The organism is Bradyrhizobium sp. LM2.9, from assembly GCF_054056555.1.
Genome location: NZ_JBSRYJ010000002.1, coordinates 7,564,856 through 7,581,518, shown reverse-complemented (window position 1 = coordinate 7,581,518; position 16,663 = coordinate 7,564,856). Strand labels below are relative to the sequence as shown.

Below are 16,663 nucleotides of genomic sequence, written 5' to 3'. Positions count from 1 at the left end.
ACGGAAAGATTACGTCACTGACCCGACCAATCGATCGGCTAGGCGAGACGTTCATTGGAGATGGCCGCCCAATGGTTCGAGCTGACCACTCATAACGGTCTGGTTGCAGGTTCGAGTCCTGCCGGGCCCACCAGCAAACTCATTGCGGCGACGGCGACAGAAACCCACCAGTGCTGGCACGGCATGACAAATCAAGCGGATCTCATCGACGCGAGCCGCCGATTCTAGACACTCGGCAATGGCGGCCTTCGACGACCTAGGGTCGTGTCGGCATGGTAAGATTACGACCCGAAAATCTACCCTTGCGGGAAATGCCGAAGTCATGCCAACCTGACGGCGTCGGATCGCGATCCTGGTAATCATGATCACGGCAAACTCACCGGCGACCCGGCCCCCCAGGGCACGACGACGGCCAGTCGATATTCGTCCTATAGATACCTGTCTTACTGATACTTGCCTTGTGCCGTCGTATCGCTCCGTAAGCGACGTCGGCATCCCGACGCGAGCTTTGTCGCTGCACAGCGATCCAGCGCAGCAATCGCACTTCGCGTGGCTTGGCGGACATTCTCCACGCCGAAGTGTCCTGATTTTGTGCAATTTGAGGATGTGTGAAGACCGCCATGCCCTTTGGCATCGACAATGCAAGCCCCGTCCTTACGGTCGCCGTCATCGATGGCCCGTTTGATGCGGCGGCTTTGTCCGGCGTGCTGGCTCGGGCGCCGGTACGCCTCGGCGGTGATGATTGCGATGCCAACCCGAAGGGCGCGTGCGAGCACGGTACCTTCGTCATGGGATTGCTGGGCGCTCGTGCCGATGCGCCGGTCCCGGGCCTGTGTCCCGGCTGCCGGCTGATACATCTGCCGCTATTTGCGGATACGAACGCGCCCTTCGCCGGCATGGATGGTCTAGCGGTTGCAATAGCACGGGCAGTCGATGCTGGCGCCCGGCTGATCAATCTCAGCCTCGCCATCCTGGACGAAGGGATCGAGGCCAACCGCCGGCTCGCGGCGGCGCTCGACTTCGCCCGTGTCCGCGGCTGCGTGCTAGTGGCGGCGGCCGGCAATCAGGGCCGCTCCGCAAGCGGACAGTTGCTGACGCATCCCGTGGTGGTCCCGGTCGTCGCCGTCGATGCGTCGCTGCGGCTACTGCCGGATTCCAATTTCGGCCCGGCGCTTGCGGCCCGCGGCGTCGCCGCGCTCGGACATATGTCGGGCTATGCGCCGGGCGGCGGCCTGACCACGATGGCGGGGACGAGCGTCGCGGCGACGGTTGCCACTGGTATGCTAGCGCAGCTCTGGTCGGCGCGCCCCGGCATCGACGGCGCCGCGCTGCGATCCGCGCTGGCGCACCTCGGTCCGCGCGACAGAGCGATGCCGCCGATCCTGAACCGAGCGATCGTGGCGACGGTGCTCGATCGCGCGACGCCCGCAACCATCCCCGCCGCGCGCGCCACCAGGACGACACCAACCGCCGTGAAATCAAGTCATGTCAGCCTGCAGGGAGCGACGCCAATGGACTACGGCAATGGACCACCATTTCCAGTGGAGGCGAGCGGCATGATCGCGCCACCGACCGCACCGGCGGTGACGCCCGCGGGCTGCAGCTGCGGTGGCGGCCGGGCCGACGACGAGTCGGCACTCAGCGGCTTCGTCTACGCAATCGGCACCGTCGATGCCGTCTATCCCAATCTCGCGATCGAACGCGAGATGCTGGCTCTGTCCAAAGCTCTCGGCATACCGTTTCCAGCCAGTCGGGCTCCGAACATCGCGCCGACCGAGGATCGGCTATGGCAGCATGCCGTGCTGTCGGCGAACCGCAAGCTGACCCGCTATCTGGCCCGGCAATTGCGCTGGCGCCTCACCATCGAGGAATTGCCGGTGTTCGTGCTGCAGCCGAACGACGGCGGCTTCTACGACGACCTGATCGATGCGCTGAACCGACCGCTCCATGGAGCGCCTCCGGCTCCGCCATCGCCCCCTGCCGCCCGCGGCAGGCAACGGGCTGGGGAGAAGGCAAGCGAGATCGCGCGGGATATCGAGGCGACCAGGAGCCCCCTTGGGCCCGTCGAGGATCTGGACGTCGTGGTTGGGGTAGTGGGACCGCGCACGGCCGACGGCACCGTGGTGGCAGTTGATCAGCTATTCCAGACAACTCCGGCGCTACTAGCCCCTGCCTCATTGGTCGGTCTGCCGCAACTCGCGGACAATCATGGCCTGACGGATCAGGAGCGGGCCTGCAACTTCCTGGCCGCACGGTGCAAACTGGGGCTTCCGCACATCTCCGGCTACAACCTTTCCGGCGTGCGCGTGATGCCATCGCGACTCGGCATTGGCTTCGGGCGCATCATGAGAGTGATCTTCACTTACAGCAACGCCAACGGAGCGATCGAGGAGCACTTCGTGCGCGTCGACGTCACCCACGAGTTTCCGATGATCGTCAGTGAACTCCAGCGCTATCTCGAAAGAGGAGAGAGAACATGAGCACGATGCCCGTCATCGAAAACGACATGATGGACCTGTTCCGGCGCATGGGGAAACGGCGCGGGACGTACCGCGCGGTAACTGCCGCAGCGAAAGGCGTGACATTGCAGCGTAGCAAGCAGTGCCATTTCGTCGGTCAACGTTGCTTCGGAAGTCACGGTGAACTCGCGATATGTGACCAGAATTTGGACTGCATCATTGATCCCTTCCCCGGAGGCGATCCGCACCGGCTGTAGCCTGATGACCATATGCCGGCTGGACGGCTAGTCATGGCGTCATTGCCAGCGCGATCCGGACGGCGGAGAGCGGTCCTGCCTCCCGACGGACGACGGGAAGCATCCGTGCCCAATCGCGTCAACTCCAAGGGCGCCAGCGCAGAGATGGAGATCATGCCTGAGCCCTGCGATGAGACCATGCTACGATCGTGAATGCATCATGATCCCGCGCTGATATCACCACGAGCCGCCGACTGCCTTTGACTTGGCGCAGCCGCGCTACTGCGGCGGCGGTATCAACTGTATCTCACGACTTTTAAGTTGATCGATCGCAACCAGCGCAAGCTGGGCAGCGTGGCTCGTGGCCGTGGCCGTGATGCGGTTCAAGACCAGGGTTTGACCTGCGCCTGCCTTGCCAAAGGTGACGCGCGGCCCTGGTAGCCCCGCACCTGAAAAGACAAATCCGGACAGCGACGCCACCGCCGCGCCGCCGGCGGGCTCCATGGCAAGCCCGATCGTGACCTGATGGGTATCCTTGCGGCCCAGCGACCCGGTCGCCGTGGCACTGGTCGGTCGGAATCCGCTCTTGAATGGTGCGAATGTTACGCTCGGCGTCGCCGAAATACTGACATCGGTGATGAAGGTCAAATTGTCGGCGAGCGGCGGAGATTTGGCAGACGCTTCGGCTGCGTTTTTGCCGGGCGACAGGTTTTCGAATATGCTCAGCTGAAAGAACGTATAAACTGTGTTGTAGATACCGATCTGGCCGGCGACCGGATACACGTAGTTCGGACCAGTGATACGCTCATCGCAATAGCGCCGACCGAACTTGTCCGTATTCAGTCTCGTCAGCAGGAACGAGAACTCGTCCGTGATCGTGAAGGCTCGCTGGTTTTGGCGCGATCTATCAGCGGTGCCGCCCAATCCCAGCGTAAATGGATTCGCCCAAGGCCCCAGGAAGCTGGCGCCCGCGTTGAGCTTATCGGCTTCATACATGGTCAAATCGAATGAATAGGCGATCGCGGTGGAATAGATCACCGTGAATAGGTTCCGTATCTGCTTGTTTTCCAGTCCGGGAAACGCGGCGTTGGGATCGAATCCGTCCATCGCCTCCGGGTTTTCCTCGAACTGCGCCAACAGGCTTTGCGCCGTCGGATTTCTTCCCGGCCCGGCAAGCCGTTCGAGCCTTTCACGAATGACCCTCCGCGCCGCATCACGCGTTTCGCAGCGGATCTGCTTGACAATATCGGCGGTATCGAGCCCCGTGACGTTTTCGGGGACAGGATGAATGGCACAGCCGCTGATCAAGGATGCGGCTACCAGGGCCGCTGCACATCGCACGTACATTGCGCACTCCCCACACACCCATAGGATGCAATAGACTTTACATGCGCGCCAATATCCTGGCTGTATCCCGTCTGCAACACAGCCTGAGATTCAATGTCGACTAATATGCACCCCTGAGACGATTCGATCAGTTCAGGGCCTCACGTCGATCGGCGAAATCGCCTTCATGCGGAACGCCATCACATATGGGCCAATCTGGCTGTGCCAGGTCTTCATGTGCTGGGCCGGATTGTTGCGGGATATGTTGTTCTCTCTCATCGCCTGCTCGATCTGCCGGGCGAAGACCTCCTTGACGGCGACGGCCTCGAACTCGTCGCGCTTGCCCTTCTTGAAGGAGACTGACATGGCAGTGAAAAAGAGTGAGAAGAGGGCAGTGCGTCCGACCGCCGAACTCACGACGCTCGACGACGTCCTCTTCAAATGCACATACAATGTGCAGTGGCAATCCGACTTTTGCTTGGGATTACAGTGGCCGTGCGGGGTTGGAATTTCATAATTGAGTGCACTGTCGCTGTAGTCCGGCGGACCGGCTGACTGAAGCCAGACATGATCAAGATCACAACACGCCCATTGCGCGACACGCGACGCCTACAAGCGCATCCAGCGACGGATGTGCGGCACCGCTCCTGTTTCTCTCACGCCTGCTTTTCTCTCGCCTGCCTCCCTTACTCCTGCCTCTCTCATTCCGGGACTGAACATGCGCAAGCTTCTGGCGATCTTGGTGATCTCGTGCTGGGCGACTTTGGCTTACGCACAAAAGGCCGACCTCGTTGTCACGAACGCAAAGATCGTGACGCTGGATGGCGCATCGACGATCGCGCAGGCAATCGCAGTGCGCGACGGCAGGATCGTTGCGGTCGGCGGCAACGATGCCATGGACGGCCTGATCGGACCCGCGACGCGCCGCGTCGACGCGGGCGGTCGCACGATCATTCCGGGATTGATCGATTCCCATATTCACGCCGTGCGCGCCGGCCTCACCTACGCGACCGAGGTCAACTGGATCGGTGCAAAGACGATTGGCGAGGCGATGGAGCGCTTGCGCCAGGCGGCAAAGGCGCGCCCGGAATCTTGGATCATCGTGGCCGGTGGCTGGAGCGAATTGCAATTTGCAGAGAAGCGGCGGCCAACGTTGGCCGAGGTGCTGTCGGCCGTTCCCGACAATCCGGCTTACATCCAGCTGTTCTATTCGTCCTTGGTGATGACGCCGAAAGCGCAGCAAGCCCTCGGGATGTCCGCGGATCAGTTGCCGGCCGGCATCACCGCCGAACGCGCCACATCGGGCGACAGCACGGGCTGGTTCAACGGCGCCATCGTCAGCATCTCCGCGCTGTTCGATCGGCTGCCGAGGCCGAATTTCGAGGAGAATGTCGCCGGGACCCAGCAGTTCTTTACAGAGCTCAATCGTCTTTGAATTACCGGGATCGTGGATCCCGGCGGCTTCAGCATTTATCCGAGCCATTAGGCCGCTTTGCAAAAGCTGTGGCGCGAGAAATCATTGTCGGTGCGTGGTCGCCTTCAGCCTGTTCGCCCAGAATGTCGGCGCGGAATTCGAGGAGTATAAGAGCCTCACGCCGTTCCTGCCGATGGGATTCGGCGACGACATGCTGCGCTTCAACGGCATCGGCGAGCGCATCACCGGCGCCATGTACAACAACAACGCGCCCGACGCAGCCGCCAAGGCCAAATTCCTCGAGATCGTTCGCTGGGCCGCCAAACAAGGGCTGACGGTCACCATCCACTGGCAGGAGGACAAATCCGTCCATGAGCTGCTCGACCTCTATGAGGAGGTCAACAAGGAGACGCCGATCGCGCCGCTGCGCTGGTCCATCGCCCATCTCGACAACACCACGTCTGAGACGCTTCTGCGGATGAAGGCCCTCGGTATCGGTTGGACCATGCAGGACGCCATGTATCTCGGCGGCGAGCCGGGCCCACCTTCTAAGGTGAACAAGCAGCCTGTCCGGCAGCGGAACTGGCGTCTGACGCTTTGTGCTGGCCCGTTTGCCGATCGCGAGCCGATTAAAGATGCCGCTTTCCAGATCAACGAACGATTTGCCTTCCGCACGAAGGGGTAGAAGCCGTCGCTATCGCCCCGGCTCGCGTGCCAGTGTAAAGGCCAATCAACGCGAACCGCGCCACGTGCCTTAGAGGCCGCTTGTCGGTCTCAATCTTCCGCCCCTTGAGGGGTCCGACGTGAACCGTTTGCGTCTCACGGTAACGCCAACACGCCCAAAGAAACTTGGCGGCCTCGTTGCGAGTCAACCACCGCTCACGCGGCAGCCCTTTCTCCGGCAAAACCACGCGAACTATTCCGCGGTGAAAGCCTTCCTTGGCGTGATGATTGATCGCGGCCCGAAGGTCTTCTAGATCACGCCGCGCCCCACCATTGTTGCCACGGGACTTAGTATATGCCCGGCAATTGGCACCGTTGACCTCCGAAAGCGTCTTACCGCCCCACCATTTGTTCAGGCGCGCTATTCGTTCGTCAAACTTTGATTTGTTCGCTTGCGTGTCGCGGCGGTCGTCATCATAGATCGAAAGCACATCCGCGATGTCGATTTCTTCAATGTCCTTGAGGCGCCGCACCGGGGCGTACTTCTCCCCGATGTGCGCGGCTAGGCGCTCCTGCGCCTTTCTATCTTCGCCTGCAAAGCATCCTGTGGCGATATGTTCGCGACCATCGATGATGATCCACGATCCTTTCGCGATGACCTTGCCTGCCTCGCGCCGTTCCCTTCGCCAAGCGCGAGCCGCATGAAGCGACACTCGCGGTGCTAATGAGCGAACTATCCGGCGCGGGAATCGCGTTCACCGAAAAGGGCGTTGAGTTTCGGAAGTGGCCGCCAAAGGCGTATGTCCCGACGGGGATTGCCTTTGCCGTCGCCGGGGTCATCGTCGCCAGAGAGTCGAATGACGCGTCTGTCAGTCCAATGCTCAAAGGCCTGTTCGTTCATCTGGGTGGCCTTGATAACGTCCGACTTCTTGAACGTCTGGTTGGCCTTTGTACGGGCCATATCGCGGCCTCCGGTGGTTGGGGTTCTTATTGGATGAAAAAAGAAGCAGCCCGCGCGGTGACACGGGCTGCATGAAAGTTGGTCATTTGAAAGTTGGAAACAGGGATGCATCCTGAACGCAATCTCTATTCTTATAATACAGCATCACCTAAGGGTGGTGTCGACATCTAGGAGACGGTAGGCGTAGACGCCCACGGGTTGAAAGGATGGAGAGTGTTGGATACGTCAATCGATAACTTCAATATACCAGCTAGATGGTGGGGGGTGTAGACACCCAAGGTTCAGATAACCTCACGGGCCCGCGGGCTTGGTTCAGATACGACTTTCCGCGCTGTGGGCAGGGCAGGGACGGACGCGATGGTGTGAATGTCCCAACCATCGGCCATACTTCCCGGGGGGATTCGCCGCTCCGCTCAATGCGATCCAGCTTATCGTAAAACCTCGTGAGTTGACGTAGCGCCGCTAGGATCGTGGCTTGTCCGTCTGCGCTCGCTTGCCCACGATCCTTGCGGCCTTGATCAAAGCCGAGCATTTGCGCTGACCAGCAATCGATCATGACGCGCTTCAGCACCCTGAAACCGTCACCCAAAAAGTCTTCTGCGAGTGCGGCCACCTCGCGGGCGTGGATATATCGCTCGGTGGGATGGGTTACTGTCGGATCATCCGCGAATGGATCGTACAGCGGCTCGCCTTGCGCAATCGCTAGATGTATTCGGAATAGCTCCGCGTTGGCCCAATTTTTCCGGTTTTCAGATTCGTTGCCGCCCAACTCTTGGCGGTCTGCCATACCCTTCAACGGGTATGGCAATGGTTTGTTTTCGTTTGCGACAGGCGGGAGCCGGCCATTGTCATAGACATTTACTATCGTGTCGACAGGCGGCGGCTTGTCAGGGCGGAAGTTGACGCGGGGGCTGGTTCGCTTGCCGTCCAAGGAGACAACGTTTTGATCCTTCTGCCTTGGTGCTGGCGCTGTAATCAATTCGCCCGTGTCATGATCGCGCTGTAGAATTGTTTCTTCGGACCGCTCAACGCGGACCACGTCTGAAATCGTTCTCATGCTTTCCAATTCTTCAAATGACAAATCCCGCCGCCGTTGATCGCCAGTCGGGTCGCAATGAATCAAAATTTGGTCGTCGCTCGCCAACGCCTGCGTTGTGTCTCCTTCAATGCGCGACAAAGCGCTAGCCCAAGCGAGGCGTTGTCCGACTGGTTTTCTTGCCGCTGTCCCGGCGCTAGGCAGCGTTGATCCAGTCGACTAGAGCCTGGCGCGCCTGAGGATGTTCATAGGCGCTATGAGCAAGCGTCGTCAGTTGGTCCATTTTCTCGTTGCGAGGAAAATGGAAGATGTCCCAAGGCCCCCCAGGCGGAGTCGTCTCGGTGGTGATCTCAATCGCAAGAGGGGTCGACAGCGCTATAATCCATTGAGAAACACGACCGATTTCAAGATCCCGCGGCGGCATCGTGCCAGTGGTGAGGACGCCTACTACCAAAGTAATCCAAAGACAGAGATAGGACGCTCCATATAGAAGATTGTCGAACAGTCTGGTCTTGAGACCGCCTCAGGACCAATATCGACAGAGATACGAGAAAACCTCCAATTCGCAACAGTTGGGGCGACTCAAACGTCTGACCGCAACCACCGAATATGACCGCAAATGCCGGCAAGATCCAAAACGATTTTGGAATAGGCAACCCACGCCAAGGATTCTTAAAGAACTGCAAGTCTTTTGCCTTCGCGAAATGTGAGGAGAGGCGAACAGATGCCCATGCAAGGATCTGACCCGCCGCTAAGCTCGATGAAGCTTCATCTCCTGTTATCCGGATCGAGCAAAGTCGCATGCCCGCCGGAACATCCGCGGTTATGACTGCTGCCATTTCTCTCGAACGGCTAGCAACGAAACTGCTAAGGGCCGAAAGAACCGCCGCGATCAGGCTGCACACTAAGCTGGTGCCGAATAATATGGCGATCCACCAATAGATGCTTACTCCTGCCGAAAGCCCGGAGAGAAAGGAGATAAAACAGAAAACACCGATCAGTCCTCGCTGAAATGACTTGTCAGTGAGAAGCGAGCCATCACGTTCGCGGGCATGGAAGAATGGTGTTGCTAAACAAGCGATACCGTCAATTTCTACGTCCCTAGTGGCATAAAGCGCGACGTTCCCGCCATGACTGTGCGCGATTACGTACTGAAAGGCCTCAGGATACTGCTCCTTAAGCTCCTTGATGTGCTTGCTAAGAATATGGCTCCCAGCTAGGCGCGCGTAAATGTCGTTGCCCCCCGACCAATCTACCCGAGTGAACAACGTACTCAGGTGAAGTCCACCCTTCAGTTCGCAGGTGAAGTCGGAGAAAAGCTGGGTCCAAGGTGCGCCTTTGGCAAACGTGCCATGGACAAGGGTAACTACCATTTGAGGATGCATCGCAATGCCTCCCACCGCCTAGTGATAGCAAAAATGAATCAATCGACATCGTGAGGTGTAGCTGAATTCGTGACAAATTTCTAGGCTGTTTCCACTTAGAGCCATTTCAGTCCTGCACTCCCATGCGCGCTAGGATAGCCGGCTTATTCCAAGACAATAGGTTCAAACTACCCGCTAGGGGATGTCCCGATCGGTGTTGAACTACGTCGGGCCGACGTTGCCGGAGTGAATGTTACGCGGCCCTCGTGACGTGGGCAACGGGCTTGATCGTCATGCGATCGTGGTGAGCTTGAAGGGCCGCACGCAGAACCGACAATTGCTTATGCGCCTTCAATCGTCGGAAGCCCTTGTTGGCCTCGATCATGCCGGCCGCGACCCATCGCAAGGCCATACCGGCATCCCGCCAGCGTTTGACGTTGCGCGTGACGCGGCGAATGGTGCCCATCATGTTCTCGGCGATGTTGGTACAGGCGAGCGATCGACGAAGCTCCTTCGGCAGCTTCAACCGGACGACAGTCAGGATTTCGTCGAGGCCTTCGAGGATGCTGGCCGCTACGCCGGGCCATTGCTGGTCGAGTCGACGCGCGAGATTGCGGATCAATTTTTCAGCCTTGTCGGCGTCATCGAGCTCCCAGGCCTGGCGCAGCACCCGACGGGTGGCCGCATGATGTTCTTTCGGCAGGCGTTCCACGATGTTGCGCGCCTTGTGGATCTGGCAGCGCTGGATCGCAGCGGCCGAACCGAAGGTGCGGCGGATCGCCTTCGACAACGCTTTCGCGCCGTCGGCGATGAACAGTCTTGGCACCGTCGGGTCGAGCCCGCGCGAGACCAGGTTGTCCAGCAGGGCCTGAACCGTTGCGGCATTCTCGGTCGCCCCTTCCACCAGAGCCAGCGGATGCTTGTTGCCTTCGCCGTCAATCCCGATCGCGGCGACCAGCACGAGATCGTCGCCGAGATGCAGCCCATCGATTTGGACCACTAGAAGGTCGAGCGCGGACAGGTCGGCAGCCATGAAGTCGGCCAGCCGCGCCGCCGACAGCGCTACGAACCTCCGCGAGGCCGCCGACTTCGAAACCCCCGATCCGGGCGGTGCCGGCACGTCACCCTCGGGCAGCCGGACAGCGCGGCCGAACCGGCGCGTCGACACATTGATCAGCATCAGGTTCATCGCCCAGCGACCGAGCCAATCCTCCTGCGCCGCCGTTTCCCAGCTCGGGATCGTGACCTCGCGGCCGTCCACGCCCCGGGCCCGCGGGCGCTCGACCTCGATCTTGCCGCCGTGGAAGCCGATCCGTCCCCGCGTTCGGCCCCAACGGTGCGCCCGCCGCGCCGCGTCGCGACCGTGGCGCAGCCCGCAGGCCGCCGTGACATCCGCCTCCATCATCGTGCCGAGCGCCTCGATCCCTGCCGCAAGGCAGAACCGATCGAAGCTCGCCCGCACTTCTGCAAAAGCTTCGTCCACAGCCCCGGTCGCCGGCGAACCAGCCAGTGTGATATCTCTCGTCATGGCGTTGCTCTCCTTTGTGGAATCAGCACCCCGAGCCTACCGGCTCAAGGTGGGCAACGCCGACCTCTTCAGAAATTCAACAGAACCCGGGACATCCCCACCCGCTACATCGCTACACCCTAAAGGGTGTGTAGCTGATGTAGCAGTGGATGGTCGCGGTACATACTGATACGTACCGAGACATGTAGCACTATGTAGCCGTAATCCAGCATCGCTCGCCCAGTTCGCCCACCTGATCGGCTTTCATCAGGTCGCTTCGCGCCCTTAATAAGCGCTGCTTCAACGTATTGTCGGATACGGCGGGTTCCTTAGCCCTGGCGTCGGCGTAAAACTGCCCTCGCCATTCCTCCCGACTGACCGTCTCAACGCCATCAAGGAAGCCCCTAGTCTTACTGAGTCAGAAAGTCGCGATCTTTGATCCTGGAATTGCTGGTATTTTCGGGAGATTCGTTTTTCGGCATGGAGAGCTGGGATGGGTCACCCAAGATCGGACGGGAGTGAATCGCGGTTTGCGGCCTATGTCGAGGGGCTTGTGAGCGTGATCGGCCATGCAGACCGGGCGAAGCCGTTACGGGATTACTGCGTTGGTCTGATGATGCCATGCGAACGCAAGAGCGTGGAACCGATGGCGGCGATCACCGCGCCTGAACGGACAGCGGCGCAGCATCAATCGCTGCTGCATTTTGTCGGTGAAGGGCGCTGGTCGGACGAGAAGGTCTTGACCAAGGTGCGCGAGATGGTGCTGCCGCGGATCGAGCGTCATGGACCGATCGAGGCCTGGATTATCGACGACACAGGTTTTCCCAAGCAGGGCCGGCATTCAGTAGGAGTGGCACGACAGTATTGCGGCCAACTCGGCAAGCAGGACAATTGTCAGGTCGCGGTGTCGCTGTCGATTGCCAATCACCACGCCAGCCTGCCGGTCGCTTATCGCCTGTACCTACCGCAGGAATGGCAAGATCGCGCACGCCGGCGAAAGGCCGGCATTCCTGAGGACATTGTCTTCAAGACCAAGCCGCAGATCGCGTTCGATCAGATTCGTAAGGCCTGCGAGGCCGGCCTGCCGCGCGGCGTCGTGCTGATGGATGCCGGTTACGGTGCCAACACCGAACTGCGCACGGATATCGCAACGCTGGGGTTGAGCTATGTCGCTGGCATTCTACCGAACACCACGGTGTGGGCGCCGGGCATGGTGCCGCTGCGCGCCAAAAGATGGTCGGGCCAGGGAAGGCCGCCGAAGTTGATACGGCGTGATCGCCATCATCAGCCAATCTCGGTCAAGAAACTCGCGCTCGGCTTGCCGGCAAAGGCATGGCGCACGATCGCGTGGCGCGAAGGTTCGGCCGAGCAGCTCACCTCGCGCTTTGCTCGGGTGCGCGTGCGGGTTGCCCATCGCGATTACAACCTCACCAAGAGCCGCCCGGAAGAATGGCTGTTGATCGAGTGGCCGAAGAACGAGGCCGAGCCGACAAAATATTGGCTCTCGACCGTTCCCGAAAAGATCGCCTTCCATCGGTTGGTCGACCTGACAAAACTGCGCTGGCGCATTGAGCGCGACTATCAGGAACTCAAGCAGGAGGTCGGGCTCGGCCACTTCGAAGGGCGCGGTTGGCGCGGCTTCCACCACCATGCCACACTATGCATAGCGGCTTACGGATTCCTCATCTCCGAAAGGGAGACGATTCCCCCCTCAGCGCCTCGTTCAGCCGGGCTATTCCAAACGCCTGCCCTTCCCGAAGGTTACAAACCCAGAGGCTCCGCCGCTGCGCACCGAACGGCACATTCCAAACTCGATTGCGACGATGCGTCGACGGCTCGTTCTCGCCCTCGTCAGAAGTCTGTCGCGATGTCCATGTTGCGCAAGAGCGATCCTGCGTCCGCGATCGCGCAAAAATTTATGACGCAGTAAGACTAGCAGTCTGCTGAAAAACCTTGGAATGGAGAATTTTCATTTTCCGCCGGTCGTTTTTGGAGCGGCGCGGTAGAGTTGGATGTAATTTCGAGCTTGTTATTGAGTGTGCCCGGCGCGGGGTGGCTATGCGGCGAGCAGTTTGGGAATTCGGATCAGGTTATAGGCGATCAGATTAAGCAGGAAGTCGGCGGCGACGCGAGCGATGCCCCGATGTTTGGTCTTGCGCATGGTGCCATGCTGCTTGCCCCATCCGAAAATGCACTCGACCATCGCCCGGCGCGATTGCGACATGCCGTATCCCGGATGCCGCGTGGTTCGTTCGTCGATCGCGCTGTTACGGTTGTTGCCGGTTTTGGTGATGGCCTGGTTCTGTGTCACATGCGGCGTCACGCCGATGGCGCGAAGATTGGCGACATGATCGGCCGTATCGTACGCCTTGTCCTCACCAGCCGTGATGCGGCGACCTGCGGCTTTGCGTCTCGCCTTCAGCATGACCTCCGCAGCCCGGCGTTCGGCGGTGCCATTGGCATGCGTGACCCTGCCGGCCACCGCCAGCCCATGCCGGTTCTCCATGGTGGCGTGGCCCATATAGCAAAGCTTGGCCTCCCGTCCGGCCGCCTTGCGATAAAGCCTGCTGTCCGGGTCACTGGTGCTCGCATGGGTGTCGTTCTTGCGTTTCTGGCCATGGAAGTTGGCGCCGTCATCATCGTCGCCGCTGCCGTCCTTGGGGCGAAAACTCTTCTGCGAAGCCCAGGCTTCGATCAGCGTTCCGTCCACCGAAAAATGCTCGTCCGACAATAGCGGCTTGACCTGAGAATGGTTCAGAAGCCTGGTCATGAACTTCGTGAACACATCGCCGTTCTGCAGCCGCTCCCGGTTCTTGGTAAAGGTGGTCGGGTCCCAGACCGGATCGTCCGGCGACAGTCCCACGAACCAGCGATACAAAAGATTGTAGTCCAGTTGCTCCATCAGCTGGCGTTCCGAGCGGATGCCGTAGAACACCTGCAGCAGCAAGGCGCTCAGCAATTGCTCCGGAGGGATCGAAGGACGTCCCTCGCTGGCGTATAGCTTTCCAAGGCTGCGGTTCAAATCACTCAAAACATCCCGGACAAGTTCCCGGACCTTCCGCAGCGGATGGTTCGCTGGCACTCGCTTATCCGGCGCGATGTACGAAAACAGGCCGCCCTGATCCGTAAACCTGCCGCGCATGATCGTCTCCGCCGATTCGAGATGACGAAGTGAATCATCAAGTCCCCTCCCTGGCGAGGCGGTTTTTCAGCAGACTGCTAGAGCCGTCTGGGGCGCATTGACCGTGCTCTTGGATGGCCCGCTCCAGCGAGTCGAACGCCTTGCCTGCGTTGCCCTTGAGGTTGGAGCCATCATGCTTGGCCGGGTCCACCTGTACGACGACAGGCGCCGTCGTCACGTTGCCATCCGAGTCGGTGCCGAGTTCCACCGACTCCAACCGGAAGGATGTTACCGGTCCTTCCTCGCCATCATTGGCGCCTGTGCATGACAGAGTGAACACCTTCGATAGCCCGCTGACTTGAACGTTGACCACGAATGAGACATCGATCGCGCCGTCTAAATCGATTGCGCCTTTACCCCGATCCCCCTCCCAGCCGGAATGATGGATCGCCGCCACGTGAGCACCCGTGGCCCGCGTGAGTTCGTCAACTGATTGGACGTAGCGTTGCATGTCACGGCTCTGGTGCTGGTCTCCCGGGCCAAAGGTACGGGTCACGGTGTCCAAGATAATCAGCACGCACTTATATGTGCTCCTTTCTTCAAGCGCTCCAATGGTCGCCGCTAACGCCTTGGCGTCGATCGCGCCGGACGTAAGATCAAGCTTTCCGCCGACAACCGCGAACGGAATGCCAGAGACGCCATGCGTCTTGCGCCATGCCGCGACGCGTCGCTCTGTCAGCTTACGGCGTTCCGCGGCGAAGAACACGACGAGCCCTTGCTTGACCTTACGGCCATGCCACTCCCGGCCGGCTGCGATGTGACAACCTATGTCACCAACCAGAACGCTTTTCCCTGTCCCGGGCTTCGCGACAAACAAACTGAACTCACCGGCCCCTAAGACCCCTTGGAGGATTTCTTCCTTGGCTGTCGATTGGTCCACGTCGTCGAACCAAGTGATTGTGAATCTCTCTTTCAGGTCCGCTTTGACGGCGTCAGGCAACTGCAGCGTTTTTGGCCGGTTATCGTTCGCAACCTTGGCATACGCGTCGATATCAGCCTTCGCCACTTCGACTTCGGCGCTGAAGCGCGGATGGATTTCTGCAAGGTTCACCACTACTGTCTCCGCTCCATATCCACCGCGACACGAACCCCGTGCCACCTAACCAAGCTCTCGTAATACGCTTGGATGGTGTGGGGCGTGTCGTCGATCTCGAATCGCGCCAACTCAGCTTCATTCGACTCGAATGCCCAATCCCACGCCTCTAATGCAGTCTCGATATCGTTGCATTCGATCGTCTTAGCTTTGGCCAGTTCTTTGAGCGCCTTCCGGCTAACCGGCGCGATGTGACAAACGCCGGTACAGCCGGACTCGATCCAATCCATTGGATGCGCGTAAAGCCGAACCACCGGCAGGGTTAGGTTTTCGCGACCAAGCCACGATGCACGGCACGTCACGGAAGCGAAATGCATTTGGTCACTGATAACCAGCAGATCAATGAATCTGCCATCTTCCATAACAGGAACGGCTAGCTCGCGCGGGTGCTTTGGACCTATGTGGCTGGAGTCATAGATTACAAACCTGTACCGGCCGAGTCCGGGTGTCCAAACCACGCCGTACTGAATGACCGCGGCTTGCGGCGGAGGCGATGTGTCGACGCCATGTTCAGTGAACCATGTGAGTGCCGATGCCTTGTCAGAGCCCCTTTCCTGAAATTCGCGCTCAACTTCTTCCGCCGTTGGCAGCGTGTCGTCAAAAGTCGATTCCATTTACGCGGCAACGCTGCTCAAGGGCGACAGGTTCTGAACAAGCGCTTCAATGAAGAAGGCCAGCTCACCGGAGCGATGATAGAAACCAACCTGCTTCGTAGATTGATTGAGACCGTTTCTCCAAGTCCCTGATGCCCAGCTATAGTAAGGCTTGAGGACTTCCCATTGTGCATCTGTCATATTGGCAACGTCTGCGGCGAGTTGATCGAGCCAAGCGGCAGCGCGAGCGTTTCGGGGGTCATCTGGCCAACGGGCCGTGAGCGACTGCCGCCACGCCGATGCACGATCCAAGGTCTTCGCAATCGTCTCAATGCAATCGTTCTTTTCGTTCAACATCATTTTTAGCTTCTATTCTTGAGATGGAAAAGCCCGCCGCTAATCTGCGACGGGCCGGCATGTCATCAGTTCTGCAACTCTGAGATCAGCAACGTGACGTATGACTCGAAGTCGGCCGCGGCTTTCTGTCCGGCGAGGATGTCGCTATTGATGTGCCGGACGGCCAATTGAAGTTTAGGCGCAAACGGCTCGTACAGAGGTTCGATCTTGGCCCAATATCCCGACGAGATGTCTTCCGCCGTCCGAACGATCTGATCAAGGCGACCGGCTGTGGCCGTGTTGGTTGGATTGGCGGCGAGTAGCCTTGTGGACGCCGCGGTGAGCGTGCCGGTTAGAAATTTGATAAAGTCGATCTTGGCAGACATGGTTTCCTTCATTACCGGGCAATTCCGGTGGTGTGGCACGCGAACAATTCCGCCGCGTGCAGTTGCGGGTTTAGAAGCCTTGACAAGGAGATCACGAAAAGGAGATAT

Annotated in this window: 17 protein-coding genes; 6 read left to right on the top strand and 11 right to left on the bottom strand. The window is 59.5% G+C overall.

From position 1 onward, the window contains the following. The first annotated feature begins 620 nt into the window (after positions 1-620). Positions 621-2,480, top strand: coding sequence for a S8 family serine peptidase (locus tag ACVWW3_RS38395; protein ID WP_456651254.1), 1,860 nt, complete (start codon positions 621-623; stop codon positions 2,478-2,480). Beyond that, a complete protein-coding gene (locus tag ACVWW3_RS38390; RefSeq protein ID WP_456651255.1) occupies positions 2,477-2,716 on the top strand; it encodes a hypothetical protein in 240 nt (79 codons plus the stop codon). The genes ACVWW3_RS38395 and ACVWW3_RS38390 overlap by 4 nt, the downstream gene beginning before the upstream one ends. Positions 2,717-2,974: 258 nt before the next feature. Here ACVWW3_RS38390 and ACVWW3_RS38385 read toward each other — a convergent pair whose 3' ends face one another. Both ACVWW3_RS38385 and ACVWW3_RS38380 read right to left on the bottom strand, forming a co-directional pair. Beyond that, positions 2,975-4,042: a hypothetical protein gene (locus tag ACVWW3_RS38385; protein WP_456651256.1), complete on the bottom strand. Its 1,068-nt coding sequence runs from the start codon at positions 4,040-4,042 to the stop codon at positions 2,975-2,977. A gap of 132 nt (positions 4,043-4,174) precedes the next feature. Further along, entirely contained in the window at positions 4,175-4,387 is a 213-nt protein-coding gene (locus tag ACVWW3_RS38380; protein ID WP_456651257.1) for a hypothetical protein, read from the bottom strand. A gap of 352 nt (positions 4,388-4,739) precedes the next feature. On the opposite strand from ACVWW3_RS38380, the gene ACVWW3_RS38375 reads away from it, so the two are divergent. Further along, positions 4,740-5,456, top strand: a complete 717-nt coding sequence (locus ACVWW3_RS38375) for an amidohydrolase family protein (RefSeq protein ID WP_456651258.1) — start codon at positions 4,740-4,742, stop codon at positions 5,454-5,456. Between the two features lie 94 nt (positions 5,457-5,550). Then, positions 5,551-6,120, top strand: coding sequence for a hypothetical protein (locus ACVWW3_RS38370; protein ID WP_456651259.1), 570 nt, complete (start codon positions 5,551-5,553; stop codon positions 6,118-6,120). Here the strand turns inward: ACVWW3_RS38370 and ACVWW3_RS38365 are convergent. After that, entirely contained in the window at positions 6,086-6,811 is a 726-nt protein-coding gene (locus tag ACVWW3_RS38365) for a hypothetical protein (protein WP_456672375.1), read from the bottom strand. The two genes, ACVWW3_RS38370 and ACVWW3_RS38365, sit on opposite strands and share 35 nt — an antisense overlap. A gap of 11 nt (positions 6,812-6,822) precedes the next feature. On the opposite strand from ACVWW3_RS38365, the gene ACVWW3_RS38360 reads away from it, so the two are divergent. Further along, positions 6,823-7,134, top strand: a complete 312-nt coding sequence (locus tag ACVWW3_RS38360; protein ID WP_456651260.1) for a hypothetical protein — start codon at positions 6,823-6,825, stop codon at positions 7,132-7,134. 175 nt (positions 7,135-7,309) lie between these two features. Here the strand turns inward: ACVWW3_RS38360 and ACVWW3_RS38355 are convergent, their stop codons facing one another. The 3 genes from ACVWW3_RS38355 to ACVWW3_RS38345 all read right to left on the bottom strand — a co-directional run bounded on the left by ACVWW3_RS38355 (position 7,310) and on the right by ACVWW3_RS38345 (position 10,987). Next, positions 7,310-8,203, bottom strand: a complete 894-nt coding sequence (locus ACVWW3_RS38355) for a hypothetical protein (RefSeq protein WP_456651261.1) — start codon at positions 8,201-8,203, stop codon at positions 7,310-7,312. A 296-nt stretch (positions 8,204-8,499) separates the two neighbouring features. After that, positions 8,500-9,480, bottom strand: coding sequence for a hypothetical protein (locus ACVWW3_RS38350; protein WP_456672374.1), 981 nt, complete (start codon positions 9,478-9,480; stop codon positions 8,500-8,502). Between the two features lie 232 nt (positions 9,481-9,712). Beyond that, entirely contained in the window at positions 9,713-10,987 is a 1,275-nt protein-coding gene (locus ACVWW3_RS38345; RefSeq protein ID WP_456648077.1) for an IS256 family transposase, read from the bottom strand. 472 nt (positions 10,988-11,459) lie between these two features. On the opposite strand from ACVWW3_RS38345, the gene ACVWW3_RS38340 reads away from it, so the two are divergent. Next, positions 11,460-12,896 (top strand): IS701 family transposase, encoded by a 1,437-nt coding sequence (locus tag ACVWW3_RS38340; RefSeq protein ID WP_456651263.1) that lies wholly within the window; start codon positions 11,460-11,462, stop codon positions 12,894-12,896. Between the two features lie 126 nt (positions 12,897-13,022). Here ACVWW3_RS38340 and ACVWW3_RS38335 read toward each other — a convergent pair whose 3' ends face one another. The 5 genes from ACVWW3_RS38335 to ACVWW3_RS38315 all read right to left on the bottom strand — a co-directional run bounded on the left by ACVWW3_RS38335 (position 13,023) and on the right by ACVWW3_RS38315 (position 16,555). After that, entirely contained in the window at positions 13,023-14,108 is a 1,086-nt protein-coding gene (locus ACVWW3_RS38335) for an IS5 family transposase (protein WP_456647433.1), read from the bottom strand. 37 nt (positions 14,109-14,145) lie between these two features. After that, entirely contained in the window at positions 14,146-15,201 is a 1,056-nt protein-coding gene (locus ACVWW3_RS38330) for an AAA family ATPase (protein ID WP_456651264.1), read from the bottom strand. Continuing rightward, positions 15,201-15,854: a hypothetical protein gene (locus ACVWW3_RS38325; protein ID WP_456651265.1), complete on the bottom strand. Its 654-nt coding sequence runs from the start codon at positions 15,852-15,854 to the stop codon at positions 15,201-15,203. Before ACVWW3_RS38325 ends, ACVWW3_RS38330 begins: the two co-directional genes overlap by 1 nt. After that, a complete protein-coding gene (locus ACVWW3_RS38320) occupies positions 15,855-16,193 on the bottom strand; it encodes a hypothetical protein (RefSeq protein WP_456651266.1) in 339 nt (112 codons plus the stop codon). 62 nt (positions 16,194-16,255) lie between these two features. Beyond that, entirely contained in the window at positions 16,256-16,555 is a 300-nt protein-coding gene (locus ACVWW3_RS38315) for a hypothetical protein (protein ID WP_456651267.1), read from the bottom strand. Between the last annotated feature and the right edge of the window lie 108 nt (positions 16,556-16,663).

Excerpts from the sequence above, each read along its gene's own strand:
- ACVWW3_RS38395 (WP_456651254.1), top strand. The coding sequence starts at position 621 with ATGCCCTTTGGCATCGACAATGCAAGCCCCGTCCTTACGGTCGCCGTC.
- ACVWW3_RS38390 (WP_456651255.1), top strand. The coding sequence starts at position 2,477 with ATGAGCACGATGCCCGTCATCGAAAACGACATGATGGACCTGTTCCGG.
- ACVWW3_RS38385 (WP_456651256.1), bottom strand. The coding sequence starts at position 4,042 with ATGTACGTGCGATGTGCAGCGGCCCTGGTAGCCGCATCCTTGATCAGC.
- ACVWW3_RS38380 (WP_456651257.1), bottom strand. The coding sequence starts at position 4,387 with ATGTCAGTCTCCTTCAAGAAGGGCAAGCGCGACGAGTTCGAGGCCGTC.
- ACVWW3_RS38375 (WP_456651258.1), top strand. The coding sequence starts at position 4,740 with ATGCGCAAGCTTCTGGCGATCTTGGTGATCTCGTGCTGGGCGACTTTG.
- ACVWW3_RS38360 (WP_456651260.1), top strand. The coding sequence starts at position 6,823 with ATGAGCGAACTATCCGGCGCGGGAATCGCGTTCACCGAAAAGGGCGTT.
- ACVWW3_RS38350 (WP_456672374.1), bottom strand. The coding sequence starts at position 9,480 with ATGCATCCTCAAATGGTAGTTACCCTTGTCCATGGCACGTTTGCCAAA.
- ACVWW3_RS38345 (WP_456648077.1), bottom strand. The coding sequence starts at position 10,987 with ATGACGAGAGATATCACACTGGCTGGTTCGCCGGCGACCGGGGCTGTG.
- ACVWW3_RS38340 (WP_456651263.1), top strand. The coding sequence starts at position 11,460 with ATGGGTCACCCAAGATCGGACGGGAGTGAATCGCGGTTTGCGGCCTAT.
- ACVWW3_RS38335 (WP_456647433.1), bottom strand. The coding sequence starts at position 14,108 with ATGCGCGGCAGGTTTACGGATCAGGGCGGCCTGTTTTCGTACATCGCG.
- ACVWW3_RS38325 (WP_456651265.1), bottom strand. The coding sequence starts at position 15,854 with ATGGAATCGACTTTTGACGACACGCTGCCAACGGCGGAAGAAGTTGAG.
- ACVWW3_RS38320 (WP_456651266.1), bottom strand. The coding sequence starts at position 16,193 with ATGATGTTGAACGAAAAGAACGATTGCATTGAGACGATTGCGAAGACC.
- ACVWW3_RS38315 (WP_456651267.1), bottom strand. The coding sequence starts at position 16,555 with ATGTCTGCCAAGATCGACTTTATCAAATTTCTAACCGGCACGCTCACC.